24 protein-coding genes are annotated in these 25,839 nt (G+C 67.1%); 4 read left to right on the top strand and 20 right to left on the bottom strand.

What is annotated here, in order from left to right; genetic code table 11:
- Positions 1 to 123 precede the first annotated feature (123 nt).
- The 8 genes from tsaD to glmS are packed head-to-tail and all read right to left on the bottom strand — an operon-like array spanning position 124 to position 6,994.
- Positions 124 to 1,179, bottom strand: coding sequence for a tRNA (adenosine(37)-N6)-threonylcarbamoyltransferase complex transferase subunit TsaD (gene tsaD / locus E3227_RS02100; RefSeq protein WP_144317401.1), 1,056 nt, complete (start codon positions 1,177 to 1,179; stop codon positions 124 to 126).
- On the bottom strand, positions 1,176 to 1,667 hold the full coding sequence (gene rimI / locus E3227_RS02105; RefSeq protein ID WP_136650829.1) for a ribosomal protein S18-alanine N-acetyltransferase: 492 nt from the start codon (positions 1,665 to 1,667) through the stop codon (positions 1,176 to 1,178). Before rimI ends, tsaD begins: the two co-directional genes overlap by 4 nt.
- A complete protein-coding gene (gene tsaB / locus E3227_RS02110) occupies positions 1,664 to 2,341 on the bottom strand; it encodes a tRNA (adenosine(37)-N6)-threonylcarbamoyltransferase complex dimerization subunit type 1 TsaB (RefSeq protein ID WP_136650828.1) in 678 nt (225 codons plus the stop codon). Before tsaB ends, rimI begins: the two co-directional genes overlap by 4 nt.
- A 12-nt stretch (positions 2,342 to 2,353) precedes the next feature.
- On the bottom strand, positions 2,354 to 2,851 hold the full coding sequence (locus E3227_RS02115) for a hypothetical protein (protein WP_136650827.1): 498 nt from the start codon (positions 2,849 to 2,851) through the stop codon (positions 2,354 to 2,356).
- A gap of 18 nt (positions 2,852 to 2,869) precedes the next feature.
- Entirely contained in the window at positions 2,870 to 3,367 is a 498-nt protein-coding gene (gene tsaE / locus E3227_RS02120) for a tRNA (adenosine(37)-N6)-threonylcarbamoyltransferase complex ATPase subunit type 1 TsaE (protein ID WP_136650826.1), read from the bottom strand.
- The gene (alr, locus tag E3227_RS02125) at positions 3,364 to 4,443 is read right to left on the bottom strand and encodes an alanine racemase (RefSeq protein WP_144317402.1); all 1,080 of its coding nucleotides are present in this window, start codon (positions 4,441 to 4,443) and stop codon (positions 3,364 to 3,366) included. Before alr ends, tsaE begins: the two co-directional genes overlap by 4 nt.
- Before the next feature lie 19 nt (positions 4,444 to 4,462).
- Entirely contained in the window at positions 4,463 to 5,113 is a 651-nt protein-coding gene (locus E3227_RS02130) for a sulfite exporter TauE/SafE family protein (protein ID WP_136650824.1), read from the bottom strand.
- A gap of 18 nt (positions 5,114 to 5,131) precedes the next feature.
- Complete coding sequence (gene glmS / locus E3227_RS02135; protein WP_136650823.1) at positions 5,132 to 6,994, bottom strand: glutamine--fructose-6-phosphate transaminase (isomerizing); 1,863 nt, start codon at positions 6,992 to 6,994, stop codon at positions 5,132 to 5,134.
- Between the two features lie 129 nt (positions 6,995 to 7,123).
- On the opposite strand from glmS, the gene E3227_RS02140 reads away from it, so the two are divergent.
- Positions 7,124 to 7,978 (top strand): poly(ethylene terephthalate) hydrolase family protein, encoded by an 855-nt coding sequence (locus E3227_RS02140; protein WP_144317403.1) that lies wholly within the window; start codon positions 7,124 to 7,126, stop codon positions 7,976 to 7,978.
- Between the two features lie 27 nt (positions 7,979 to 8,005).
- Here the strand turns inward: E3227_RS02140 and E3227_RS02145 are convergent, their stop codons facing one another.
- The 6 genes from E3227_RS02145 to rplM form a co-directional block, all read right to left on the bottom strand.
- Entirely contained in the window at positions 8,006 to 8,245 is a 240-nt protein-coding gene (locus E3227_RS02145; protein WP_040422383.1) for a hypothetical protein, read from the bottom strand.
- Complete coding sequence (locus E3227_RS02150) at positions 8,245 to 9,516, bottom strand: hypothetical protein (protein WP_144317404.1); 1,272 nt, start codon at positions 9,514 to 9,516, stop codon at positions 8,245 to 8,247. The genes E3227_RS02145 and E3227_RS02150 overlap by 1 nt, the downstream gene beginning before the upstream one ends.
- On the bottom strand, positions 9,513 to 9,812 hold the full coding sequence (locus tag E3227_RS02155) for a hypothetical protein (RefSeq protein ID WP_136650820.1): 300 nt from the start codon (positions 9,810 to 9,812) through the stop codon (positions 9,513 to 9,515). The genes E3227_RS02150 and E3227_RS02155 overlap by 4 nt, the downstream gene beginning before the upstream one ends.
- A gap of 145 nt (positions 9,813 to 9,957) precedes the next feature.
- Positions 9,958 to 11,301, bottom strand: coding sequence for a phosphoglucosamine mutase (glmM, locus tag E3227_RS02160; RefSeq protein ID WP_144317405.1), 1,344 nt, complete (start codon positions 11,299 to 11,301; stop codon positions 9,958 to 9,960).
- 117 nt (positions 11,302 to 11,418) lie between these two features.
- A complete protein-coding gene (gene rpsI, locus E3227_RS02165; RefSeq protein WP_144317406.1) occupies positions 11,419 to 11,967 on the bottom strand; it encodes a 30S ribosomal protein S9 in 549 nt (182 codons plus the stop codon).
- Positions 11,967 to 12,410, bottom strand: a complete 444-nt coding sequence (gene rplM / locus E3227_RS02170) for a 50S ribosomal protein L13 (protein WP_136650817.1) — start codon at positions 12,408 to 12,410, stop codon at positions 11,967 to 11,969. Before rplM ends, rpsI begins: the two co-directional genes overlap by 1 nt.
- A gap of 297 nt (positions 12,411 to 12,707) precedes the next feature.
- On the opposite strand from rplM, the gene E3227_RS02175 reads away from it, so the two are divergent.
- On the top strand, positions 12,708 to 14,168 hold the full coding sequence (locus tag E3227_RS02175) for an HNH endonuclease signature motif containing protein (RefSeq protein WP_144317407.1): 1,461 nt from the start codon (positions 12,708 to 12,710) through the stop codon (positions 14,166 to 14,168).
- Positions 14,169 to 14,254: 86 nt separating this feature from the next.
- Here E3227_RS02175 and E3227_RS02180 read toward each other — a convergent pair whose 3' ends face one another.
- The 4 genes from E3227_RS02180 to eccCa form a co-directional block, all read right to left on the bottom strand.
- A complete protein-coding gene (locus E3227_RS02180) occupies positions 14,255 to 14,539 on the bottom strand; it encodes a WXG100 family type VII secretion target (protein ID WP_144317408.1) in 285 nt (94 codons plus the stop codon).
- 21 nt (positions 14,540 to 14,560) lie between these two features.
- A complete protein-coding gene (locus E3227_RS02185) occupies positions 14,561 to 14,878 on the bottom strand; it encodes a WXG100 family type VII secretion target (protein ID WP_136650814.1) in 318 nt (105 codons plus the stop codon).
- 105 nt (positions 14,879 to 14,983) lie between these two features.
- Positions 14,984 to 15,925, bottom strand: coding sequence for a type VII secretion-associated protein (locus tag E3227_RS02190; protein ID WP_144317409.1), 942 nt, complete (start codon positions 15,923 to 15,925; stop codon positions 14,984 to 14,986).
- On the bottom strand, positions 15,922 to 19,548 hold the full coding sequence (gene eccCa / locus E3227_RS02195) for a type VII secretion protein EccCa (RefSeq protein WP_144317410.1): 3,627 nt from the start codon (positions 19,546 to 19,548) through the stop codon (positions 15,922 to 15,924). Before eccCa ends, E3227_RS02190 begins: the two co-directional genes overlap by 4 nt.
- Positions 19,549 to 19,677: 129 nt before the next feature.
- Here eccCa and eccD point away from each other — a divergent pair, with 129 nt between their 5' ends.
- Both eccD and E3227_RS02205 read left to right on the top strand, forming a co-directional pair.
- Entirely contained in the window at positions 19,678 to 20,949 is a 1,272-nt protein-coding gene (eccD, locus tag E3227_RS02200; RefSeq protein ID WP_144317411.1) for a type VII secretion integral membrane protein EccD, read from the top strand.
- On the top strand, positions 20,949 to 22,082 hold the full coding sequence (locus E3227_RS02205; protein ID WP_136650810.1) for a S8 family serine peptidase: 1,134 nt from the start codon (positions 20,949 to 20,951) through the stop codon (positions 22,080 to 22,082). Before eccD ends, E3227_RS02205 begins: the two co-directional genes overlap by 1 nt.
- Here the strand turns inward: E3227_RS02205 and eccB are convergent.
- On the bottom strand, positions 22,079 to 23,329 hold the full coding sequence (gene eccB, locus E3227_RS02210; RefSeq protein ID WP_136650809.1) for a type VII secretion protein EccB: 1,251 nt from the start codon (positions 23,327 to 23,329) through the stop codon (positions 22,079 to 22,081). The two genes, E3227_RS02205 and eccB, sit on opposite strands and share 4 nt — an antisense overlap.
- A gap of 334 nt (positions 23,330 to 23,663) precedes the next feature.
- Positions 23,664 to 25,805, bottom strand: coding sequence for a DUF6541 family protein (locus E3227_RS02215; RefSeq protein WP_144317412.1), 2,142 nt, complete (start codon positions 25,803 to 25,805; stop codon positions 23,664 to 23,666).
- Between the last annotated feature and the right edge of the window lie 34 nt (positions 25,806 to 25,839).

The following is a 25,839-nucleotide window of genomic DNA, read 5'->3' on the forward strand; positions in this document are numbered from 1 at the left end:
GACCTTTCGTGATGTTTTGAGCGTGAGTGAATTACTTCAGTCGGTTTTCATCCAGCTGCAGCCGTCGTCGCGGGTGAACAACTGTGCTCAATGCAACCTACTGGCACTCTACCCCCGAGAGTGCTAACTGACAACATGCACGAGCGGCACCGCGACGTCGAGAGTGGTGTCCGTGCCCACCCCGAGACTCGAGGCCGTCCCGCCCTCGTGGATCAGCTGCGCGGCCAGCGCCGCGATCATCACGCCGTTGTCCGTGCACAGCGACAGCCGCGGCACGCGCAGCTCAACGCCGGCGGCCTCGCAGCGCTGTGCGGCGAGCTCGCGCAGTCGCCGGTTCGCCGCCACTCCGCCGCCCAAAAGCAGCACGCGCGCGCCGGTATCCTCGCAGGCCATCAGCGCTTTTTTAGTCAAGACGTCGCACACCGCCTCCTGGAACGACGCGCACACATCCTCCACCGAGATCACGCGCCCCTCGCGCTCTGCGGCCTCCACGTAGCGCGCCACGGAGGTCTTCAGCCCCGAAAAGGAAAAGTCGTAGCGGTGCTCGCCTCGCAGGTCCTCGGCCTTGCTCAGCCCGCGCGGGAAAGGAATCGAGGCGGTGCCTTTCGCCGCGAGCTTATCGACGACCGGCCCGCCCGGGTACCCCAGCCCCAGAAGGCGTGCGACCTTGTCGTACGCCTCGCCGGCGGCGTCGTCAAGCGTGCTGCCCAGCTCCCGCATCGGCTTGCCCACGGCCTCGACCTCCAGCAGCTGCGTGTGCCCGCCGGAGACGAGCAGCGCCACCGAGTGCGGCAGGTCCTCGGCGCCGTCGAGGTTCGCCACCGCGACGTGCCCGCCGAGGTGATTGACGCCGTAGAAGTCCACGCCCCACGCCGCCGCGTACGCCTTAGCTGCCGACGCCCCGACGAGCAGCGCCCCGGCCAGTCCCGGACCAACCGTGGCGGCGACGGCATCGGGTTTGATGATCCCGGCATCGCTCAGCGCCGCCTCCATCACCTGCGGCAGCGCCTCGAGGTGGGCTCGCGACGCGATCTCCGGCACCACGCCGCCGAACCGGGCGTGCTCGTGCATGGACGACGCCACCCGGTCGGCGAGGATCTCCATCGACCCGTCGTTGCCCAGCGCGACGATCCCGACCGCGGTTTCGTCACAGGAGGTCTCGATACCTAAAACGATCATGTCCCTGGATCCTCCTCGCCGCGCGGGTGCCTCATCATGGAAAACGCGTCTGCGCCCGACGGCTGGTAGTACGCCTTGCGCGTCGCCAACACCGAAAAACCGTAGCTCTCATACAGCGCGATTGCCGGGGTGTTGTCCGTGCGCACCTCTAGAAACATTGGCCCGCCCATCAGGTCGGCGGTGTGCACGAGCTGGTCCATGAGCACCCGCCCGATGCCGCGGCCCTGGTAGGCGCCGTCCACCGCGATGGTGTGGACCTCGAACTCTGGGTCGTCGCGCGGGCCGAGCATGGCCAGCCCCGCGTAACCGACGAGCACTTCTTCGGCGTCAGCCTCATCCTCGACGAAGGCGCCGACGTAGAAGGTGTACGGCTGCGCGAACTGCGCCACGAAGACATCGCGCGACCACGGGTTGTCGCCGACGAACAACGCCTGCTCAATCTCGGCGACGCGGGTGGCGTCCGCGATGGTTAACTCCCGCAGCCTCACGCAAGCTCCCCGAGGTCCACGGCCGGAATCGCGGCCGAGCGCGCGGCGGGCTTCGGCGGCACCGCGTCCGGCCGCCTGAGGTAGAGCGGGACCAGCGGCGCGGGCTCGGCGTCGAGGTCCGCAACGCGCGCGAGCCCGACCGGGCTCGGCGCTACGTAGGTCACGGTCGCCTCGCCTACCTCAAGCTGCGGGCTCAGGTGCTCCGGGACGCTAATCACGGCCGCTCCGCGCGTATCGACGTCCCCCGGAGCCGTAACGCTCGGCCCCGCGACGCGCGCGCCGCCGACGAACTTCGCCCAATAGATTTCCTTGCGCCGCGCGTCAGTGGCCACGACAACGGGGCGCTCGGTGGGGGCGTCGATAAGCGAGGCGACGGCGTCGTGGGTGACCACGCCATGGACGGGGATCCCCAGCGCTTGACCGAAGGCTCCCGCCGTGGCCATGCCGACGCGCAGCCCGGTGAAGGGGCCGGGGCCGCAGCCGACGACGATCGCCGTGAGGTCGCCGAAACCGAGCCCTGCCTGGTCCAAAAGCCGGGTGACCTCGGGCACGAGCCGCTCGTTGTGGGCCCGCGTCTGTGTCACCGATTCCGCGATCGTCCGGGGCTCATCCGACGCGTCGACGAGGCCGACCACGAGGTCGCTCGTCGCGGTGTCCAGTGCCAGAACGATCACAAGCGAGCTCCCTTAGGAGTTAATGCCCATCGTCCACGTGCCCTCGTTGACGTAGAACGGGATCGGGGTGTTCAGCGGGAAGGACTCGGACTGCGCGACGGTGCAGATGTTCACGGTGTCCAGGTTGATCTTGTCCAGGGTGACATCGCCGCCGCGCTCCGCGGGCAGCAGAACCATGTAGCCGTACTTGCCGCTCAGGTCGACCTCGGCGGCATCTAGGTCGAACGCCTGCAGCTTCGCCAGGGTCAGCTCAGCCGGATCCGTCGGGCACATCGTGGTGTAGCCGGCGAAGGAATCGTCGTACACCAGCGCGGGGTTAACCAGCTCCGCCACGACCGAGTCGCCGTTGGCGGCCTCGGTAGCCTGCAGGCTCTGGGCGAGCGAGTTGGTGTGGCTCACCTGCGCCCCTCCCCTCGTCATGGGGATAAAAATGATGGCGATGAGGACGATTACCCACAGGGCGAGGGCGAGCCCGATCCAGCGGCGGTTGGCGTTGTTCAGCTTCAGCATGGACTAGATCCTACATCGCTACTGCTCTGGGACTCTTATTTCCCAAAAGATCAGCCTGCCCTCGGAGTCCGGATCCTGGGCGACGAGCGTCTCGCGGTCAATCGTGACCTTGAGGTAGGCCGAGGCGATCTGCTCGACCAATCCCCCGCCCCACTCCGCGACAACAACTGCCGTGTCAAGGTCCGTCTCCAAGTCCAGCGCATCGAGCTCGCCGAGCGGGTCGCCGGACGAGCCCTCACCGATGAGCCGGTAGGCGTCGACGTGCACGAGCGACGGCCCGCCGTCCCGCGACCTGTGCTCGCGGGCAATGACGAACGTCGGGCTGGTCACCCGACCTGAAACCCCCATGCCGTCCGCGATGCCTTGCGTGAACGTCGTCTTGCCCGCCCCGAGCGGGCCGTCGAGGATGACCACGTCGCCCGCCTCGAGGGCTGCGCCCAGCTCGTGGCCGAGCTGCTTCGTCTCGGCCGCGGTGTCGCAGCGCCGCGAGCCGTTCTCCGGGAAATCGCCCCTCATGCCTGCCTACCTCCGTGAAAGCTGCGCACCGTGCGCCCCTTCGGGGAGCACACGATCTCGTAGTTGATGGTGCCGACGCGCTCGGCGAGCTCGGTCGCGCTCATCCCGCCGGCGCCGAAGATGATCGCCTCGTCGCCCCCCGCCACACCCTCCGGGTTGCCACCGAGCCAGACCAGGAACTGGTCCATGCACACGCGCCCCACCTGCGGGTAGCGCCTGGCGCCGATGGCCACATCCAGGTTGCCCTGCCAGGAGCGCCCCACGCCGTCGGCGTAACCCGCCGGAACGACCGCGATGAACCCGTCCTCAGGCGCGCTCCAGGTCAGCCCGTAGCTCAGCGCCTCGCCCGCCGCCAGCGGCTTGACCGCAAGGATCCGCGCCACCCACGTCATCGCCGGGCGCAGGCCGTGCTCGGCCCCCGCGATCGGTTCGAGCCCGTAGAGGCCCAGCCCGGCGCGGACCTGGTCGAAAACAAGATCCGGGCGGCTGAGCAGCGACGGCGTGTTGGCGAGGTGGTTGCACTGCACGTCGAGGCCGTGCGCGCGGGCGCGCTCGATCGCGCGGCGAAACGCCCGGGCTTGGACGTCGTTGTACGGGTGCGCCGGCTCGTCGGCCACGGCGAGGTGGCTCATTAGCCCGCGCACGTTGAGCCCGGCGCGCGCCGCGAGGGAGAACGCCTCGTCCCAGTGCGCCTCGATGAGCCCCGAGCGGTGCATGCCGGTGTCCACTTTGATGTGCAGGGGGGCGCCGATGTGGGTGTCGATAAGCCAGCGAAGATGCTCCAGGGTGGGCACGCCGAGCTCGATGCCGGCGGGGATGTCCTGGCCCGGCACCCACAGCCACGACACCACGGGCTTGGCGGTCAGCTCGCGTACCTCGGCAGCCTCGGCGAGCGTGGCGGTGCCGAAGGCGTCGGCGCCCGCGGCGTCCATCACCGGCACGACCCGGGCGACACCGTGGTTGTAGGCGTCGGCTTTGACCACGCACATCAGGCGCGCGCCGCCCGCGAGCTGGGACAACAGGCGCGTGTTGTGCGCGATCGCGTCCAAGTCAATGCGTGCGGTGAGCAGATCCATGGCCACTATTGTGCCGGATCTAGACGAGGTGGAGTCCACCGAGGATCACCAGTAGCACGGACACTGCCCACGTCGCCGTGAGCGTTACCGGGCGCGGGTTGGCCCGAGCCCAGGCGAAACCGCGGCCGGCGGCGCTGTCCGGGCTCCGGCGCACCCACGCCACCACGAGCGCGCAGGCCGTGGGCAGGCTCAGCGCCACCGTGGCGTACAGCACGAGCGAGAGATAGCGCACCGCGGGCTCGATGCCGGCGGTCGACAGCAGCGCCAGCCCGCCGTAGAACGGCACGGACGTCGCCGACTGAATCAACCCCAGGACAAACCCCGTGGCCACGGTTTTCGGCCCAGGCGTGCGCAGCGGCACCATGACCTTTTCCACCACCGCGGAGTGATCCCCGCCGCGCAGGGCCAAAAGGCCTGTGACCACGCCCGTCGCGATGAGCACGACGCCGAAGACGGGGCCCTCAACGAAGCTCTTTACCACGGGTCCGAGGCCGTCGAAAATAACGAGCATGACTAGCGCGAGGCTGGCCACACCCAGCCAGTCGCCGATGATCAGCAGCGAAGTGATTTTCGCGTACGCGTGCTTGACGACGATCCCCACCGCGACGACCACCCCGATCAGCAGCAGGTTGATCGAGTCGACGAAAGCAAGGGAGAGGGCTCCGAGCATGCTGAAAGGTTCTCGCGCCTACTCGACCGTGACCGACTTGGCCAGGTTGCGCGGCTTGTCGATGTCTTCGTTGCCGTTTTCGCGCGCGATGTCCGCCGCAAGGAACTGCAGCGGCACGGTGGCGAGCAGGGGCTGCATGATCGTCGGCGTCTGCGGGATGCGCAGCAGCCAGTTGGCGTACGGCTCGACGGCGGTGTCGCCCTCCTCCGCGATCACGATCGTCTTCGCCCCGCGCGCGCGGATCTCCTGGATATTGGAGACGATCTTCGAGTGCAGCTGGCTCACGCCGCGCGGGCTGGGCACGATGACCACGACCGGCAGGTCGTCTTCAATCAGCGCGATCGGACCGTGCTTGAGCTCGCCCGCCGGGAAGCCCTCGGCGTGGATGTAGGCGAGCTCCTTGAGCTTGAGCGCGCCCTCCAGGGCGATCGGGAAGCCGACGCCGCGGCCGAGGAAGAGCATGGTTTTTACAGCACCCAGGGTCTCAGAGATCCGCTTGACCTCGTCGCGCACGGTCAGTGCGGTGGCGATCTTGTCCGGGATGGCCTCGAGTTCCTTCCAGATCTCGGTGATCTCGTCCGGGTATTTCGTCCCCTTCGCTTGCGCCAGGGCGAGGCCGACGATGTAGTTTGCCGCGACCTGCGCGAGGAACGCCTTGGTCGACGCCACGCCGATCTCCGGGCCGGCGTGGGTGTAGAGCACAGCGTCGGACTCGCGCGGGATCTGCGAGCCGTTGGTGTTGCAGACCGCGAGCACCTTCGCGCCCTGCGTCTTCGCGTGGCGCACGGCCTCTAGCGTGTCGGCGGTCTCGCCGGACTGCGAGATCGCGAGCACCAGCGTGCGCTCGTCGAGCACCGGGTCGCGGTAGCGGAACTCGCTGGCCACCTCAATCTGGACCGGGATGCGCACCCAGTGCTCGATGGCGTACTTGGCCGCCAGGCCGGAGTGGTAGGCGGATCCACAGGCCACAACGAACACCTGGTTGAAGGACTTCAGCTCCGTGGGGGTGAGGTTGTTTTCATCCAGCGTGACACGGCCGTTGGCCCAGTGGCCGGCCAGGGTGTCGCGCACTGCGGCGGGCTGCTCGAAGATCTCCTTCATCATGAAGGAGTCGTAGCCGCCCTTCTCCGCGGCCTCGAGGTCCCAGTCGATGGTAAATGGTTTGCCCTCGGCGGGCGTGCCGTCGAAGTTGAGGATCTCGTAGTCGTCCTTGGTGATGATCACCACGGAGTCGTGGCCCAGCTCGACGGCCTGCTTCGTGTGCTCGATGAAGGCGGCGACATCGGAGCCGAGGAACATCTCGCCCTCGCCGACGCCGACCATCAGCGGCGTAGAGCGACGCGCGGCGATGATCTGGTCGGGGTGGTCGGCGTGCACGAACAAAAGCGTGAACGCGCCCTCCAGGCGGCTGAGAACGTGCAGCGCGGAGGCGCGGAAGTCGCCCGCGGTCTCCCCCTCGTTGTACGCCTTGGCCAGCAGGTGCGCGGCGGTTTCAGAGTCTGTGTCGGAAGTCAGCTCGACGCCGTCGCGCTCGAGCTCCGCGCGCAGCGCGGCGAAGTTCTCGATGATCCCGTTGTGCACGATCGCGACCTTGCCGTCGAAGGAGATGTGCGGGTGCGCGTTCTCGTCCGTCGGTCGGCCGTGGGTGGCCCAGCGCGTGTGGCCGATAACTGTGGTTCCGGTGAGGGTGTCTTCGCCGATCTCAGAGATTTTGTCCTCTAAGTTGGCGAGCTTGCCGGCACGCTTTGCGCTGGCAATGCCGTTCTCGCCGACAACGGCAACGCCCGCGGAATCGTATCCGCGGTATTCCATGCGGCGCAGGGCCTCAACGGCGATGGGCAGCGATTCTTTCGTGCCGACATATCCAACAATTCCACACATGCGCCCCACCCTAATACAACCTCTTACCCCCACCCGCATCTTGCTTCTCGACGCCCAACCTGACCGCACCGCCAACCAATTACGCATCAACCGCCCCTGCCACTGACAACATGACGTATTCTTGCTGTTGTGTCTGCGAAATTGAAGAAGCTGTCTGATCTGACAAAGCGTGGCCCGCACCGGGTCCTCGAGGGCGACCTTGGCTACACCGGCCTGCCTGGGAAGGTGTACGCCCCGGCGGAAGGCGAGGGCCTTCCCGCGATTGCTTTCGGCCACGACTGGATGAAGAGCATCGACGATTACCATGCCACCCTGCGCCACCTGGCCAGCTGGGGAATTGTCGTCGCGGCCCCCGCCACCGAGTCGGGCTTCAAACCTGACCATGCCGGATTCTCCGCAGACTTGGACAGTGCGATGCAGATCCTTGCGGGCGTGCGCCTCGGCAACGGAAACATCACCGTGGCCCCGGGCAAGATTGGCGTTGCGGGACACGGCATGGGCGGCGGCGCCGCAGTGCTGTCCGCGGTGGACAACCACAAGGTCAAAGCCGTCGCCGCGATTTACCCGGCCAACACCGCGCCCTCGTCGATCCAGGCGGCGCGGAACATCTTCCTGCCGGGCATGGTCATCGGGGCCGACGATGACTCCGACTCCCTGTTCGACCCGGGCAACCCCGCGAAACTGGCGTACAACTGGGCTGGAGATGTGGTTTACCGAATCCCGGCCAAGGGGAGCCAGGCAAGCTTTAGCGAAGACGGCATAGTCAAGCGCATCCTGGGGCTGGCTCGCCCCAACGGGAAGGTGCAGGCAACGGTGCGCGGGCTGCTCGTGGGTTACTTCCTTCACCAGCTCGACGGCCAGAGCAAGTACTCCGACTTCAGCGAGGCCGACGCCACCGGCGCGAAGGTCACCTCGCTGCACGGGGACGATCTCGCGGAGCGCGCCGGCCTGACTCGCGACGACTCCAGCTTCTCCTTCTTCTAAGTTTCCGAGCCGTGAGGGCGGGCGACTCTACGTCTCGTCCTTGTCGTCGCGGCGCAGCACTCCCTGCACGCGGCCGTTTCGGCGCACAGGTCGGTAAACGCCCCGCGGGGTGACCGGTGCCGGGCGCAGCTTCATTTCCCGCGCTATGGCCTGCTGTCGCCCAGCTTGCTCCATTTGGCGGTGAGCCTCGGCGATCGCCGCCTCGAAATCAACCATCCGTTTCGCGGTTCGGAGTTTGTACTGCTCCACGAATTCGACGAAATCCATCACCATTCACCTGACTTCCTCATCTTGGGTGTAGGGTCCGCGGGCGGTGTTTCAACCTCCGCGGGCTGCGTTTCAGCCTGCACGGGCTGCGTTTCAGCCTGCACGGGCGGTGGAGCAGGCGGGGGCGTCTGGAGACCTGCCGCCTGAAGCTTTGCAGCCGGCGCCGGTGGCTCTTCGACCTCCGCCAGTTCCGGCGGCGCTGCGGCAACGGGTTCCGCGGGAGCAACTTCGGCGACTTCCTCCGTCTCGCCGTGGGTGCAGCAGGTCTCCCCCGGGCACTCGGCGGCTGCCTCAATACTTTCCGCCAGGTGGTTGAGGCACTCCAGGGTGATGCTGATCCCAATCTGCGCGAGAATCCCGGTCAACGGTGACGCGTCAGGTTGCGGCGAAGAGAACTGCGCCGCGACGTCGCAGGTGGGCGGTTGCAATGCAACGGAGTGAGTCTGCAGCTCAGATGACGCACCGAGATCGAAGTTAAAAGAAATCGAGGTCGGGGCTTGGGTTGAGGCTTGGGGTTGTGCCTGGGGCTCGCAGCCGTCGTCAAGCGAGGCGGGTGCGGTGGGCGCGGCGGGCACGGCGGGTGCAGTGGGTGACGGGGCGGTGCTCACCGGCGGGCAATCCCACTGCTTGTGAGGTTGGGGCTGGTGCTCGAGCATGTCGTTGCACGCCTGCGTGACGGCTCCGAGGCAGGTTTCAACCTGGCCGTTTCGGTCGTCTACGATTCCTTTAATTTGCTCGAAGCCATTGAGGACGAGTGGCAGGATAAGCCCAGCCTTCCGGCCGATCGGGTGGATCCTGGCGATGCTGAGCAGGGCGGAGATGACGTCGGCCACTCCCCCAATGGCTTCGTCGGCGGTGGTGTCGATCTCGCGGATGGCGTCGCAGCAGTGGGTCACGTCGTGGCACAGCTGCTCGGCGTTATCCCCCTGGATCCCCTCGGCGTCTTCGCGCCCCTTCTCATCGGTGGACACACCGATCGAGTCGAACCAGTTGGAGGTGTGCTCGGCGCCGATCTTGCTGAGCACGTCTTTGATGAAATTGGCCGCGAAACCGCCTATGCCGCGGCCGCGCCTGGGCGCAGTGGCTGATGTGCCCAGCTTGTTCGCGCTCGCCGCTACAACATCGAGGTTCATACCCTCGGTCTTGAGGTATTCGCGGGCGATCGCTTTGGCAACAGAGTCGATCCTGGCCACCACCGCGGGGTCCGACCCTGGGATCGTCGCCGCCTCCGCCGCTAACGATGAGAGGTTCTGCGTCACCGTCGTTGTCATCGCAGCCCCACCTCCGACGCGTTGGCGGCATCGGTTTGTTCCACGGAATCCATCAGGCTACGCAGCTGGCGCCATCCCTCAACCCGGTTGGCGAGGAACTCGACGTTACGCTCCTGCATCCGCGACATGGCTTCCGCCAACGCGCGCCCGTGGGCTTCAAAACCCGCCCCGACGGCATGCGCCGGAAAGGTAGGCGCGTTGTCGCGCAGCTGCGCCGCGAGTTCCTCGTACTGGGCAATCGCGGAATCGAGCCGTTGGCGAACGGCTTCCGGATCCACGTTCAAAGCCTGCTCCATGACATCCCCCTTCAATGTCGGCCGTTACCGGCCCACAACCGCAACAGTTGCACCCTGATTAGACTCCCCCGAGCCCGATGCGGTTCCCTGCATCCCGGAAAAACTTTCGGCACTGTGAGAAGTTGTTCCGGTTACAGGGTGAAAGCTACACCGAAGATACGACCGCCGCGAGGCGGCCCGCGATCTTGCGCGCTTGCTCCTGCTCAGAGGCCTCCACCATGACGCGGAATACCTCCTCGGTGCCCGAGGGCCGCAGCAACACGCGGCCGTTGTCACCGAGTTCAGCCTCGACTTCCGCAACCGCGGCCTTGACGTCTTCGGCGTCGATGATGCAGGACTTGTCGGACACCGGGACGTTGATGAGCACCTGTGGCAGGACCTTCATCACGCCCGCAAGTTCCTCAAGGCTCTTGCCGGTTTCCGCCATGCGCGCCATCAGCAGCAGGCCGGACAGGGTGCCGTCGCCGGTCGTCGCAAAGGCGGGCACGACGATGTGGCCGGACTGCTCGCCGCCGAGCGAGTAGCCGCCGCGCCCGAGCTCCTCGAGTACGTAACGGTCCCCCACCTTGGTCTGCTTCATGGTGATTCCCTCGCGCTGCATCGCGAGCTTGAGGCCGAGGTTGCTCATCACCGTCGCCACCAGCGTGTTTTCCTGCAGGATGTTCTTGTCGCGCATCGCGGTCGCGAGGATCGCCATGATCTGATCGCCGTCGACGATGTTGCCCTTGGCGTCGACGGCAAGGCAGCGGTCCGCATCGCCGTCGTGCGCCAAGCCGATGTCGGCACCGTGGCGCACGACGGCCTGCTGCACCTGCTCCATGTGCGTCGAGCCTGAACCGTCGTTGATATTGAACGCGTCCGGGGTGTTGAAGATCGGAATCACCTCGGCGCCCGCGGCCTCGTACGCCTTCGGCGCGATCTCGTAGGCGGCGCCGTTGGCGCAGTCGACCACGACCTTGATGCCGGTCAGGTCCGTCGTGACCGCGCGCTTGAGGTGAGCGAGGTAGCGCTCGCGGGCATCGGGGGCTTCCTCGATGACGCGCCCGACGCCGGTTCCGGTCGGGCCGTTGTCGTCCAGATGCTCCATCGCTGCTTCGATCTTGTCCTCGACCTCGTCGGGAAGCTTGCGCCCGCCGGCGGAGAAGAACTTGATGCCATTGTCCGGCATGGGGTTGTGGGAGGCGGAAATCATTACCCCGATGTCGGCCCCGTAGTCGTCGGTAAGAAAGGCCAGGCCGGGGGTTGGGATCACGCCGACGCGCAGCACGTTGACACCTTTCGACGCCATGCCTGCTGCCATCGCGGCCGCCAGCATTTCGCCGGAGACGCGCGGGTCGCGCCCAATGATGGCGGTCGGGCGGCGCTTGCCGCTACCACGGTTCTCCGTCAGCACCATCGCGGCGGCTGCGCCCAGCTTCAGCGCCAAGGGAGCGGTCAGAACTTCATTGGCCAATCCACGGACGCCGTCCGTTCCAAACAAGCGAGTCATTCGTGTCATTATGCCCGAGCAACCACGCACACCCAGACAGGACCCCACCGTGGCGAATACAAAAACCGCCCCCGCGCTCGCAGTGGCGAACGTGGGGGCGGCGAGGCGCACAAGCGATTAACGCTTCGAGTACTGCGGTGCGCGGCGGGCCTTGTGCAGACCTGCCTTCTTGCGCTCCACGGCACGTGCATCACGGGTGAGCAGGCCGGCCTTCTTCAGGGTCGGGCGCTCAGCCGGGTTGTAAACGTTGAGTGCGCGGGCGATAGCGAGGCGCAGTGCACCGGCCTGGCCGGTGGGGCCGCCACCGGAGATGTTGGCCTTGATGTTGAACTGGCTCTCGCGATCGAGCAGCGTCAGCGGCTGCAGGATGTCCTGCTGGTGCAGCTTGTTCGGGAAGTAGTTCTCGAACTCACGGCCGTTGACGGTGATGGTGCCGTCGCCCTCCGTCACGGTGACGCGGGCGATGGCGCGCTTACGGCGGCCAACGGTCTGGATCGGACCCTCGTGCAGGGACACCGGCTCGACGGTCTCCTCGGACTCCCCCTCCACCACGGGAGCGACGGCGTCGCCGATGGTGTAGTTGAATTCCTCGGTCGCGGCGGTCGCCAGGTTGACGTCGACCTCTGCGTCGAAGTTCTCTTCGGTGTAGTTGTTCGGCTCGGTCATTACTGGGCCACCTGCTTAAACTCGAAGGTTTCCGGCTTCTGAGCCTGGTAGGGGTGCTCGGAGCCGACGAAGACGTGAAGCTTCTTGATGGACTGGCGAGAAAGGCGGTTGTGCGGCATCATGCCGCGCACTGCCTCCTCGACGACGCGATCCGGGCGCTCATCCAGAGCACGACCCAGGGTCATGGACTTCAAACCGCCCGGGTAACCGGAGTGGCGGTAGCGCATCTCGCGTTCGCGCTTGTTGGAGGAGATGTGGACCTTGTCGGCGTTGATCACGATGACGTGGTCGCCGGTGTCAACGTTGGGCGTGAACTGGGGCTTGTGCTTGCCGCGCAGGATGTCCGCTGCGGTGGAAGCGAGCTTGCCCAGTACCACGTCGGTTGCGTCGATGACGTACCACTGACGGGTAATGTCACCGCTCTTCGGGTGGTAAGTAGACATGTATGACTCCTTAAAGTCTGCCTAGATGGCTGCCGGCCAGAAACCTTGCCGTGCGCCCAGCATCGTCCTGACGGCGGCCGGTGGAGACCCGACGGACGATGTCACTCCCACTGCGGGGCGCGAGAACACACAGGGGTATAAGACTACGGCACGGGGTTTCGATCGCCAAAAAACGCGGATCGACTTATCTTAATTTTCTATAGAACATCTTGTCGTATTTTTTGTTAAAAAATCTGCTTGTAAGTATTGTGCTCGCTTTTACATTCGATTACAATGCAGAGCAACAAGGAGGGGGACATGGAAAACACTACTCAGCACTTAGACCCGACCGAGTACTTCTTTAGGACGCAGCGCCCGGGGGATGCCGTCGCCGCGCTCGCGCAGCGCAAGCGCGATGCCGACTTCGAGCTGTTCAAGGCGTGGGCAGATCCCGCGCACTGCGTCGACGATTTCGAGCTGGAGGTCGCAGCCCTCCAGGAGGCCGTGGGTGAGAGCAGGTCAGCGATCGAAAAAGCCATTTTTGCTTATCGACGCCTCTCCGACCTGCCCCAGCTCCGATCCACGCAAAGCACCACGCGCGTGCTGGACATCAAAAGGCTCGTCGCCATCGACAACGTCATCGCCGAACTCTGCCCCGAGGTCTCGCACGAGGTTCTGGAGCTTATCGACGCCTATCTCACCGACACTTTCACCCCACGCAAGGCAAACCAGCCGCTGCTGTCGCCGAAGGCGATCACGCACCGGCTGAAGCGGTTCATCGCCAAGTTCGACGAGCGGGTTGATTACGACCCGAAGAAGCGCAAGGACCGGGCGAAGGCGGCTGAGGACTTCACCCTCTACGAGTTTTCCGCCGGCAAGCGCTCCGGCCTGACGGTTGAGTGCGACAACACGACGCACGCGGTGATGAAGGAGTTTCGCCGCCAGGTTGCCCGGGAGCACAAGGTCTCCGAGAGCGAAGCCGCGAAACTGATCCTCACCGGCCGCCACACCACGCAGCCCAACGTCACCATTTTCGGGTACGCGCCGCTGACCCCGGAGGGCACCGTCGTGCCCGGGGCGTCGGTGTTCTTCCCCGGAAGCGGGTGGACGGACGCCGCGGGAACGTCCGAGTTCGACGACCTCACCGAGGCCAACCCGCCGCGCATCATCAACCTCGATGAGGTAGCGGAGCACGAGATTGCCGGCTACGTGCCGTCGTCTAGCATGCGCGCCTACGCAATTGCCCGCGACGGGGTGTGCATCTGGCCTGGCTGCGACCGCGATGCCACGGAATGCCAGCTGGACCACCGGGTTCCGTTCCAGGAAAATGGCGCGACGACCCCGTCGAATTTGTACTCGCTCTGTCAGCGGCACCACAACGTGAAGACGGACCGCCGGGCGTACTACGTCCCGGATCCCGCCACCGGTGACATCGTGTGGCTGTTCCCGGACGGGACCTACCAGCTGTCGCAACCCGAAGGGTTTATTGGTGAGCACATCAGCCCGCACAACCCGAGGTGGAATATCGACCTGGATTCTAGGCTGCGCGAGCGCGACCGGGTGAGGACGTTCTTCGCCCGCGGGCACAAGATCCTCGACGACTTCGACCTCACGCAGAACGTCCATGATTGCATGGAGGCGCTGGTGGATCTTGAACGTGAGTTCGGCATGACCTTCCCGTTCGAACCGCCACTGGACGATGGCGATGATCTCGACGCCGACGTTGCGGCGCTGATCGCCAGTGATCCGTACCTGCGGTACGGAGATGCGATCTACTAAACAGCGCGCCCCCACAGCACCAAGCGATGCTGCGGGAACGCGCTGCGTATCCCCCGATGAAAAAGCCCCGATGTATGTGCGGTGTTCTAGCCCCAGCTTTGCGCGGCGGCGTTGTTGACCTGCTGCATGCGGCTGTTGCCCCCGTCAACAGCCTCGGCGACGCTGTTCAGGATGGCGTTGAGGTCGCTCGTCGCCGAATCCCACTCGCTTTGGTGGACCTTGTAAGCCTCGGCCGCGTCACCCGTCCAAGTGGAGACCATGGGTTGCAGGCCGCTCTTGAGCTCGTCGAGCATCCGGTTGATCTGCGCGACCGAACCACGCAGGTCCTCGGCCGCCCCGGCGAGCTGGCCGAATTCGTACTTGATTGTCATAGTCGTTCTACCCCTTCGTCTCTAGAGCGCAAGGCCCGCGCTGGTGCTGATGGAGCGCAGGTCGTCGGTGTTGGAGGCTTCGATGTTTTCGTAGTTCTTCGCGTTGTCGCGCAGGTTCTCGGCGATCGCGGCGAGCGCCTGGCCGAGGCGGCGCTGCGCATCGTCGTACCGCAGCATGACCCCGTCGAAGCTGGTCTGGGCCTCGCCCTGCCAGTACGAGCGGGTGCCTTCGACGACGCCCTGGATGCGTTCGATCTCTCGGTTGACTGCGTTGTTTGTGTCGTCCACGTTGTTTGCGGCCGAGCGCATGACGTCGGCTTCAGTTTGGAGCTGAGCCATAGTGTCTCCCCCTTGTATGTGCGTCCGTGTGTGGGCCCGGATGTGGCCTCACCCCTATTTGACTGCCCCGAGGCGCCTCCGGTTCCATCCGACCCGAAAGTTTTTCTACTCGGCCGCACTAAACGTCGCCGACTCCATGGCCATCCGGCACGTCGCGCTGTGCACCGTCGTCGGTTCGGCGCGGGTGTGGCACCCCACCGAAAGCTGGTGGTCCGCCTCGGCCCAGGTTTTCCACAGCGCGTGCGACCCGTCGGCGCTGTCCTCGCGGTAGGTTAGCGCGGTGCCGTCGTCGCTGAGCAGCTCGACCGTGGGGTCCGCGTCGATTTCCGCCTTGATCTGCGTAAACAGCTGCTCGGACGGCAGTTGGTAGAGCGGGTCGACGGCCAGCTGCAGCCGAAAATCGGGGTCGCTGCCCGTCGCGCGCCACATGTCGCCATCGGCCTCGACGCTAAACCCCGCGGGCACCTCCACGGTCAGGCCTTGCCGCGAAATCACCGTCGGCGGAGGCGGCGCTTGCTCGCTTGTCGACGGCTCACTCTCCGACGTCGTCTCAATCTCCGGCGCCGGCTCGATCTCAGACTCCACCACAACGTCGCCGTCACCGGAACCAGCAGCCAGCACCGTCGACAAGATCGCGCCGAAACACAGCACCACGGCAATGCCGATCACGACGATCTGCCACCCGTCGAGGGGGAAGATCCCGGGCGCTTCCGCCTCGGGGCGCGCTATGTCGATCGGCCCATCGTCGAAGAAATCCGCGGGCTCCGCATCCCGTATCGCGTGTTTGCCCCCTGACCTCCCGGAAGTCGGTTCGTGGGAGAGCTCCACGTCGTAGCCGCCAAGCGCCCGGGCAATCAGGGCAAAGTCCTCGGCCTCCGCCACGACGCGGACGTGCGCGTTGCCCGGCGCGGGCCCGAGCACGCTTCGGATGTAACCTGCGATCTCCGCGGGTGTCGGGTGATCGTCGCGGCGCACGTTGGCCAGCCCGGCGAAAGTCGTCGTATCAGAGTTGACGGTGACGGTGATGTCGGCAGCGGTGGTCGTCATTGCCCCTCGCCTTCCGGTTCGAGAGTGGCAATCTGAACGTCGCCAGCGTTGTGCCCGGCGCGCATCAACGTCGCCCTCCCGGGCGGCTTCGACGCGGGTTTGACCCCGAACAGGGCACCTTCGTCTTTGTTGCCGTCGAAGATGAGGACGTCGGGGGTGAGGTCTTTCAGCGCGGCGAGCAGACCGCTGTAGAGCGCCCTGGCGCTGCCGCCGAACTTGCGCGCGACGATGACGTGCAACCCGACATCGTGCGCGTGGGGCAGCAGCGACAGCAGGGGCCGAAACGGCTCGTCGCCGACAATGTCGAGGTCATCGATAATTAGGTAGATATCCGGGCCCTCCCACCACGACCGCTCCGCGAGCTGCTCGGCGGTGACCTCCGGGCCCGGCAGCCTAGAGCGCAAGGTTTCCACCGCCGCGTTGACCGTCTCGCTTACCGACGACGCCACGGCGTACGCAGCAACCATGTCCGAGCCGCTGAGGTGCAGGTGCGTGCGCCGCGGATCCACGAGCACGATCCGGGCGCGCTGCCTCGGCAGCGAGCAGATCCCCGCCAAAAGCGTGGCAATCAGCGTCGACTTGCCGCTTCCCCGCGAGCCGATCGCCAAAAGGTGCGCGGCATCGAGGAAGAGCGTGTCAAGCTGGCTGCCCCCGATGCCGAAGGGGAGGCGCTGGCCGGTGGGGGCGTCGAGAAGCGAGCGTGCATCCACCACCGCGGGCAGGACCTTGAGCTGCGGCACCCGCGGCTGCGCGGCGGCCTGGGCGGCAATGTGCGCGAGGTCTTGAGGGTGCGTGGCGGCAACGAGCATGTGCCTGCCGTCTGGCGCGAGACCGCGGCCCGGCGCGGCAGGCACCCTGAGCTGCTCTTTCCTGCTGATCAGCGAATCCGCCGCCTCGGCAAGGTGCAGCTCGAAGCGCGTCCCGATTAGGTCGCGCACGGCTGCGCGGATCGCGTTCCACCGTTGCGTGGACACGATCAGGTGGACGCCGGCCGCGGGGCCTTCCGAGGCGATGCGGGCGAGCGGGTCACGCAGATCCTCCAGCGGCGAGTCGGCGGCGACGATCGCGTGCCAACCGTCAACCACTAAGAACACCTGGCGTCCGCCCGCGCGGGCAGGGTTGTCGATGATGGCGCACACCTCGTCGACAATGCGGCGGGCCCGCTCCCCTTGCGCGCGCGTCGCGGTACCCGCAACGTGCGGCAGCACCGCGAGATCCTCCATACGCCCGGCGCCAGCGTCGATCGCGTAGAAGCACAGCTCGGCGGTGGAATGCGTCACAGCGAGCGCCGCGACGATCGTGCGCAGCGCCATGGACTTGCCCGACTGGGGCCCGCCCGCCACAGCGACGTGTCCCCCAGCCGCGGAGAAATCTACGCTCGCGTGCTCTTGGCGCTGGTGGTAGGGGTCGTCGATAAGCCCGATGGAGACGCTCAGCGGCTGCGACGACTCGCACACCGCCGACAGCTCCACCGACTCGGGCAGCGGCGGCAGCCACACCTGGTGGGCGCGCAACCCACGCAGCTCAGCGGTCTGGCGCGCCTTGGCGACGACAGCGTCGAGAAGCGTCGTCGACTCATCCACGCTCACCACCGTCGACCCCTCGGACGCGGCGAGCTCCGGCGACTCCCAGCCGCGAAACAGCCCCACGCTCGGGCGCGCCTGGACCTCCCCGAGCTCCACACGGCGGGTCAGCGGCCCGGACACGTACGCGGCGCGGAAGCGGGTCAGCTCCGGCGCACCCGCCTTGAGGTAACCGTTGCCGGGCTCGTTCGGCAGCTCGTAGGCGTCGGGCACGCCGAGCACCTGGCGCGACTCGCCCGCGGAGAACGTGCGCAGACCAATGCGGTACGACAGGTGGGAATCCAGCCCGCGCAACTTGCCCTCCTCCAAGCGCTGCGAAGCCAGCAGGAGGTGAACACCCAGCGAGCGGCCCAGCCTGCCGACTGCGACAAACAGGTCCACAAAGTGCGGGTGCTGAACTAGCAGCTCGGAGAACTCATCGACGATGATGAGCAGCGCCGGTAGCGCGGCAAGGTCCGCGCGCCCGCCGCGCCGCGCCGCGGAGTAGTCCGTGATGTTTGCGAAGTTGCCCGCGCTGCGCAGCAACTCCTGGCGCCGGTTCAGCTCGCCGGAGATGGCGTCGTACATGCGCTCGACGAGCACCGCCTCGTTATCGAGGTTGGTGATCACGGCCGCCGTATGCGGCAGCGCCTCGCACCCGAGGAAGGTGGCGCCTCCCTTGAAATCGACCAGCACCAAGTTGAGCTCCTCCGGCGAGTGCGTGGCAACAAGGGCCGTGACCAGGCATTTTAAGAACTCGGACTTTCCAGCACCGGTCGCACCAATGCACAACCCGTGCGGGCCCATGCCGCCGTGGGCGGACTCTTTAAGATCCAGGTGCACGGGCACCCCGTCGGGCGTCGCGCCGAACGGCACGACCAGGTTCTGCCGGGTGCCCTCCCTGCCGCGCCACATCGAGTGCGGGTTGAGGTCGTCGATATCGGCAATGCCCAGCATCGACAGCAGATCCGAGGCGGCCCCGCTGGCACCGGTGTCCTCCGGCCGGCGGTAAAAGGCCAGGTGGCGGGCAAGCAACTGCGCCTGGGCGACGCTAAACACGTCGGGCCGGCCCAGCGTCTCGGCCCCCTCGAGTGTGTGCGCGACGATTTCCTCGGCGCAGGACAGGTGCAGGGAGTCCTCATCGCCGATGTAGTCGGGATCCGCGTCGACCACGATGACGCAGTCGATCCCGGGTGTCAGAAGAGCGGCGCTGGCCTGCGCGCTGTCGGCGACGGCGACGCACAATGCCGCGTGGTCTGGGTCGCGCGTGTGCGGCAGCCACTTGACCCACCCGAAGTCCGGATCCCCGTGCAAGTTGACCACCCCCACCATCTCCGGGCCGTGGAAGAAGCAGAGCTGGCTGATCACCGCGCGCGCCACCTCCGCGGCGCGCGGGCCAGCCAGAGTGATCGCCGGAAACGCGCTAAGCTGCACGACGATCGGCATGGCCGGCACCGTGCTCACCGCCGCCACCGTGCGACGCAGACTCACCGCGCACACGGGGTCCAAGTCCTCCGGCGAGCCCGGGTCGCCCACCTCAATCGGGGTGCACAGCGAGGTCGCGCCCTCGCCGAAGCGCACCTCCCAGGCGCGCGGCGAGTCAAAGGCCCGCTCCCAGACCCGCGACGTCGGCGTGGCGTGGATCAGCTCGGCCGGCTCGGGGTGGAAGTGCGTGACGTGGGCGCGCTGCAGCCTCGCGTTACGACGCGCCTGCGCCGCCAACGCGTCGAGGTGGCGCAGGTACACCCGCCGAGTTTCGTCGATATCGCCCTGCTGATCGGGCGGGTTAACCATCATGAGCGTGCTCAGCACCATCATCAGCGGGAAAATCATCATCATCGGGCTGACGTCGCGGCCCGACAACGCGAGCGTGGCGACCATCGCGCCAATCGCAACGACCATCACCACCGGCATCAGGATTTTCATGATCGGCTGTGGCGCGTCGCGTCGCGCCTCCGGCACGGGCTCGGCGATGAGCCTGCCCTGCGGCAGCGGCGGCGCCGGTTCCGCCGCGTGAGCGTGTTGCGGCACCAAAACCGCAGTGTGGTCTAGACCGAGCACAGCAGATTTACCCCCCCGTAGAAATAGTCCCGAGCTCCCCGTAGCTGTGGACGTGGTGGACATCTTAAGCAATAATTGGCGCAGACGCGCGGCAGCGGGGGTTCGCGCGGGAAGTTTTCGGGGGTATCTATGGTTGCCACGTCTGCGCACCACATCGTTCGCGTCACCGTCCGCATTGACGTCGCATCGTTTCACCGCGACATCGACCTGACGCTGCCGACGTCGTCCACGTTCGCCGAGATCCTGCCTGAGTTGGCGCGCTTGGTCGATCTGCCCCCGTTGTCGCGCCCGTGGGAGGTCACCACCGTCGCCGGAGCCCTGCTCGATCAGCATCGCCCGCTGTATCAGCAGCGGCTTAGCGACGGCCACATCATCGTGCTGCGCCCTCGCGAACCCGTGCCCCCGCCCGTTGTGCGCGACGCCGCGGAGTCCCTCGCGGCCGCATCCGCCGACGACCGCGCGCCGCAAGGCCTGGACATCGTGGCCGCGGCCGTAGGTGCTGCGGTGATCGGCCTGCTCACGGGGCTGCCGGCGGCGGCGGCGGCAGCACTGTTCGCGGTGAGCATTCTGGCGCGCTCCCGCGCGCTGTTCGCCGGTTTCGCTGTGGTTGCCGCGGTGAGCACCGGGCTGTGGGTCGGCGAGCTCGACGTGGCCCTCGGTGTCGCTGCCGCCGCCGCGACGCTCATCGCCGGCGCCGGGCTCGGCGTGGTGCTCAAGCTTTCCGACACCCCAATCACCGCCACCCTGGCCACCACCGCCGCCCTGCTCGGCGCCGGTGCATGCGCGGCGGCGTGGTTGTCACCTCCCACCGCGCCGGCCGCCGCGGTAGTGCTCGCCGGGCTCGGCGCGGTGATGTTCACGCCCGCCGTGGCAACGCGTGCCTCGGGCATCGCCATCCCGCGGGTGCCCACCGCGGGAGAGAACTTCTCCATCGCGGACACCCACCAGCACGACGTCGACGTGCGCGGGCGGGTGGCGCGCCGCGTCACCGCCGGCGTGTCCGCCGGGGTGTGTTTGTGCTGCGTGCCCGCGCTCACGTGGCTGGGATGGCTCGGCGGGGGCTGGGTGAGCGCGTTTAGCCTCTGCACAGGCGGTGCGCTCGTGCTGCACTCGTTTCGCCACCACGACACCGCGTCGCGCATCGCGCTCGCTGTTACGGCGTACGCCGCGGTCGCATGCGCCTGCCTCGCCGTAACCGACAACGCGCACCCGGTGTGGCTGGGGTTTTCTTACTTCCTCGCGGCGCTAACGCTGACCGCGCCGCTGTGGTCGGCCCGGGTGCCCGATTTGGAGCCGACGTCGCTGGTGTGGTTCGAGCGCGCGGAGGCACTCGCGATTATCGCGGTGTTCCCGCTCGGGCTGTTACTAATGGGCGCCTTCGACCTGATTCGGGGCGCGTGATGCGCGGGCGCGCTGCCATCGTCGCTGCCACATTCCTCGCGCCCGCCCTGGTCGCGCCGGGTGCCGCCGCCCAGGACGTAGTGTGCGCCCCGCCCGCCCACGCGGACGCACCCGCCACGCCCGAGTGGGCCCCGCAACTGCGCCGGTTCGCCACCGGCGCGGGAGTGCGTGTGGCGGTGATTGACACCGGGGTGGCCGCCTCGCCCGAGCTGGACCAGCTCGTCGCGGGCGGGGACTTCGTCACCCCGGACGCACCCGACGCGCTGTTTGACTGCGACGCCCACGGCACCGTCGTCGCCGGAATCATCGCGGGCACGACCGCCGGCATTGCCCCGGACGCGGAGGTGATTTCCATCCGCCAAACCTCCGCCCACTACCGCGAGCAGGAATCGAGCCCCGGCGCGGGCAGCGTGCGAACGCTTGTCGACGCCCTTAACAACGCCCTCGACCTCCAAGCCGACGTAATCAACATTTCCGTCGTCTCGTGCCTCGACCCGCGCGTTGCCCCGCGGGTCGACACCACCGGCCTCGATGCCGCCCTCGCGCGGGCGGAGGCCGAAGGGGCCGTGGTGGTGGCCGCGGCAGGCAACGTCACCTCGCAGTGCCCGCAGGGCTCGAGCGTGATCCCATCGCACTCCCCGACCGTGCTGGCGGTTGGTGCGCGCTCGGACGCGCACCAACTCGCCGACTATTCCGTTGAGGTGCCGGAGTCGTCGACGCAGCTGTCGGCGCCGGGCGATGTGGCGGTTGCGCTGTCACCCGATGGGCGCGGCTGGGCCGCAGGCACGCTCGACGCGCAGGGCAACGTGATTGCGTTTGAGGGCACAAGCTTCGCCGCACCCGTCGTGACGGGCTCAGTGGCGTTGCTGCGCCAGAGGCACCCAGAGCTCACGCCCGCCGAGGTCCGCACCCTGGTTGCCGCCTCGGCGCAGCCGCACGGCGGCGCCATCGACCCGCTATCAGTGGTGACCCAGCTGCGGCCAGAGTCCCCGACGCAGGATCACACCGTGCTGGTCTCCGCCGCGCAGCAGTCGACGTCCGCGGCGGCCGAGCGCTGGCGCAGCGTCGTCATCGGCCTCGCGGCAGTGCTGGTCATCGCCGTCGTCGGCGCTGCTATTCGACGCCCCCACTAATACGCCGTCACCAGCGCCCCATCCTGGGTCAGCGTGTCTCCCTGCGGCAGCAGCGCGATGATCTCCCACGGCACCTGCTCGACGTGCTCGGCGCCGATCATGTCGAGCACGTTGCGGTTCGGGACGTCGTGACGCATGCCGATGATAGAGACGACGTGGTAGCCGTGGCCTGAATCGACGGCAACGGAGCCGTCGTCAAGCCCCGAGAAAGCGACCGCGACCGCGTCGCCGGACAGCGCGATCGAGGAGGGCACGGGCGCGGTGTACGTCGCGCCGACCTGCGCTTCGGTGGCGCACACCGTTTCCGTGGCCGGGTCGACCCAGGCCGGCACCTCGGCGGGCAGGCGGATGTCGCTTGGCGGGTCGGCGTCGGGAAGCTGCGCGAGTTCGGCGCTGTCCACCGAGCGCTGCGACGCGCCGGCTTGAGTGAGGATCTCGCTCTGCAGCCGGCTCAGCGGCTGGACGCCGCCATCGGCTGCGATTGCCCACGCGTCGGCGCCATTGACAGCGACCTCGGGCAGCGGGTCAGGCAGGTCAAGCGGGGCGTCTTCCTTGATGGCGTCGAGAAGCTGCGACGGCGGCGACCAGCGCGGGGTGCTGGCATCGACGCCGAGCGCGCGGCGGATAACGCGACCTGTGGGGGTGTCGGCGGGCGGCAACTCGCGGCGGCCTTCGCCCGTGACCAACCACTGCTGCCCGCCCACCTCGGCGAGCACGGCCGACGCCCCGGCGAGCGGACTCGCAGCCGGCCCGGCTATGACGCCGACCTCGCCGCCTGACGTGCACGCCGACCACGACAGGTCCGCGCTATCGCGCGGGGCGAACAACGACGGCGCCACCGCGAGGCCCACCGGCACCCCGCGCGGCTGCGCGAGCAGGTTGTTGTCGCCAATGCGCTGCGGCTGCTCGGGCGCACCGACGATCAGCCGCGCCGAGGTCAGGTTCGTGACCGGGTGAACGATGTCGTTGATGCGGACATACAGCTCGCCGCTGGAGGAGCGCAGGATGGGTGCATCGCCCGGATCGGCGTTGGGCCGCAGCCACGCAAACAGCGCTGTGATCGCGGCGATGAGCAGCACCGCAACAACGCTGAATATCGTGGCGCGCTGCCGCGACGCCAACGGGTCGTGGATCATCCGGATATCCCCGAAGATCAGCCCGTGCTCAACCCTGCGGCGCATGAAGCGGTGCCCCGACACCTGGGCGCGCGTGGTGGGCAGCAACCGCCGCGGCGAATGAGACGACATGTTTCCCCCGAACGTCGTAGTAATACGGCCAGTGCACCCCACACCAGCCGAGTTGGCACCGACGGTACCGCAAGTGGTGGGGATGCGCGCGCTGGGCGGGGGTTTTGCCGGGAGATGTTTGTTGACTGTGACATCTGCCCGGGTGCAATGTCACGGTCACGGTGAACCCGGCATCGGCGACCTGGGGTTTTGTGGGGCGTTGTGCGTTGACCGTGACATCTGACCGAGTGCAATGTCACAGTCAAGGTAGACTCGGCATCGGCGACCTGGGGTTTTACGGGGCGTTGCACGTTAACCGTGACATCTGACCGTGACATCGCAACAGCCCCAACACCTACCCGGCCCCAGCCGCCCCGATGGGTTCAAGCTGCGGGATCTCCTCGGAACCGTGCTCCCGCGCGTCACGCTTCATAGCCCGCAGCTCGGCGGGGGTGAACGCATCGTTGACCGCGAAGATCACGGTATTGCCCCGCGCGTACACGGGTGTCGCCCCCTCGGCCACCCACAGGCCCTTGAGCTGCTCATAACGCGGAACGACGTGCCACCAGAAGTTGTCGGGGCTGGAAATAATGAATTTCACGCCGAGTTCGATGGCCGCTTCGTCGACGGGGTTTTCCGATCCCGGGTCGCCACGCAGCCCCTCGCCGAGCGCGTCGGTGTGATAGTGGATCCGGTCCATCATGGAGCCGCGCCCCGAGGTGGGCCACAGGTAGTGCCGCGACAGCGTGGGCACACCGTTGTAGGCGTAGATCCAGGAGTGCCCGTCGTCGGGTTCGCCGTAGGTCAGCCCTTCCCATGCGGCGGGCTGGGTGGCCAGCCAGTCGAAGGCGATGCGGTCGTTGTCCGAGACCATCCTCATGTCCATCCTGGCCCCGGTGTATGCCCCTTGCGCACCGAGCTCGGACGTGTCGCGCGCCCACGCCACGGTCCCCGCGCCCGCGATGAGAGCGACAACGAGCGAGGCGCTTATCGACGCCCACCGCCAACGCGGCGAACCCTTCCGCGCAGCTAGCGGCGCGAGCGTCAACAGGCGGATCGCAGCCGCCACACCGATCGCGGCGCCGACGATGGTGAGCATGCTCACCGGCATGACCAAGCGGTGCGCGGTGTTGTAGTGCAGGTTGGCGATGGCTGACAACACGGTGCCCACCACACCGTCGAACGGCTCGAGCGAGTGGACGGCCGCCATGGCGCTGATCCCGAAGAAGAGCACGGGCCACACCTGGCGGCGCCACGCGACGACAACCACCGCGCCGAAAACGGCCAGCCACAGCAGAACCGTCGCGTCGAAGTCGGGGAAGAACTGCACCGAGTGGCGGGTGCGCATCATCAGGATGGTCTTCCACGGTGTCGGAGTCAGGTCTCCTTCGGTAGCCCCCCACTCGGCAACCTCTTCGGCTTGGCCAGAGCCCTGCAGCATTTGTGGCAGGTAAAGCAGTGCGCCGACCACGGCGGGCCCCGCGATCCAGAGGAAGTCCTTGAGCCGGGTTGTAACCGGGACGAACAGCAGCCGGGTGAGCCAAAACAGGGTGACTGCAACGGCGACGATGGTGACCGCCGACGGGTGGACGACCAGGACGCCGAGGAAGCCGAGCATCGCGGGAAAGGCCAGCGCGGGCCGGGCCGGGGTGGAGCAGAACTGCCAGATCACGATGCCGGTCAGCGTGACCGCGAAGAGGTAGGGCCACATTCCGACGTAGTCGGGAATCCACATCAGCGTCGGTGCCACGTAGCAGGCCAGCGCCGCCAGCGCGGCAGCGACCTGCGCGGTCAGCCCGCGCGACTGCGTCACCGCCAGCGCGAGACACGCCATCGTCAGCGGCAGCGTCAGGCCGGGGAGAATGGCAGCGGCAATGTTGAGCGCTGGGATCGGCTCAAGCCCGGCAACCTGCGCAAACAGTGCGATGCCCGAGTGGTAGCCGGTGGGGTACAGAAGCTGCGCCTGCGTTTCAATGTTTTGCAACTCACCCATCCGCGTGGGCGAGGCGATGCCTTCCTCCCGGATGAACCGCACCACGTTGGCGTGCCACTGCACGTCCCAGCCCTGCACGATGTTGTCCGTGCCGTGCGGCACGCGCGCCAACCAGTTCAAGCGATCGCCGACGATCATCCACGCACCACCGATAACGCCTATCGCGGGGACCACCCACGCTGGGTCCGCCACGCTGCCGGCCCGCCACCCCTCGGGCAAGAACCGCTCCCGCCACGTCGACGCCGTGCGCAACCGTCGGTCCATCGCCCAGCGCCACAGCACCGCGCAGCCGAGCGTGAACAGGAAGCTGATGGTGAATGTGAGCATGTTAAACGGCGCGGTCGTCTCGCCCCACATCCATGCGCTCATCCCCATGATGCCGAAGGTCACCGGCATCGCGCTCGCGGCCGCCGCTGGCGCCTTCACCCCCGCGACCCAGGAGATGATGAATCCTGGCAGCGTGAACAGCATGACGGCGACCACAAAGGCGCCCGTTAGCGACATAGCAGTACCGTCCTCACCGATTTGTTCGACTGCT

This window comes from Corynebacterium sanguinis, assembly GCF_007641235.1.
Lineage (GTDB): Bacteria > Actinomycetota > Actinomycetes > Mycobacteriales > Mycobacteriaceae > Corynebacterium > Corynebacterium sanguinis.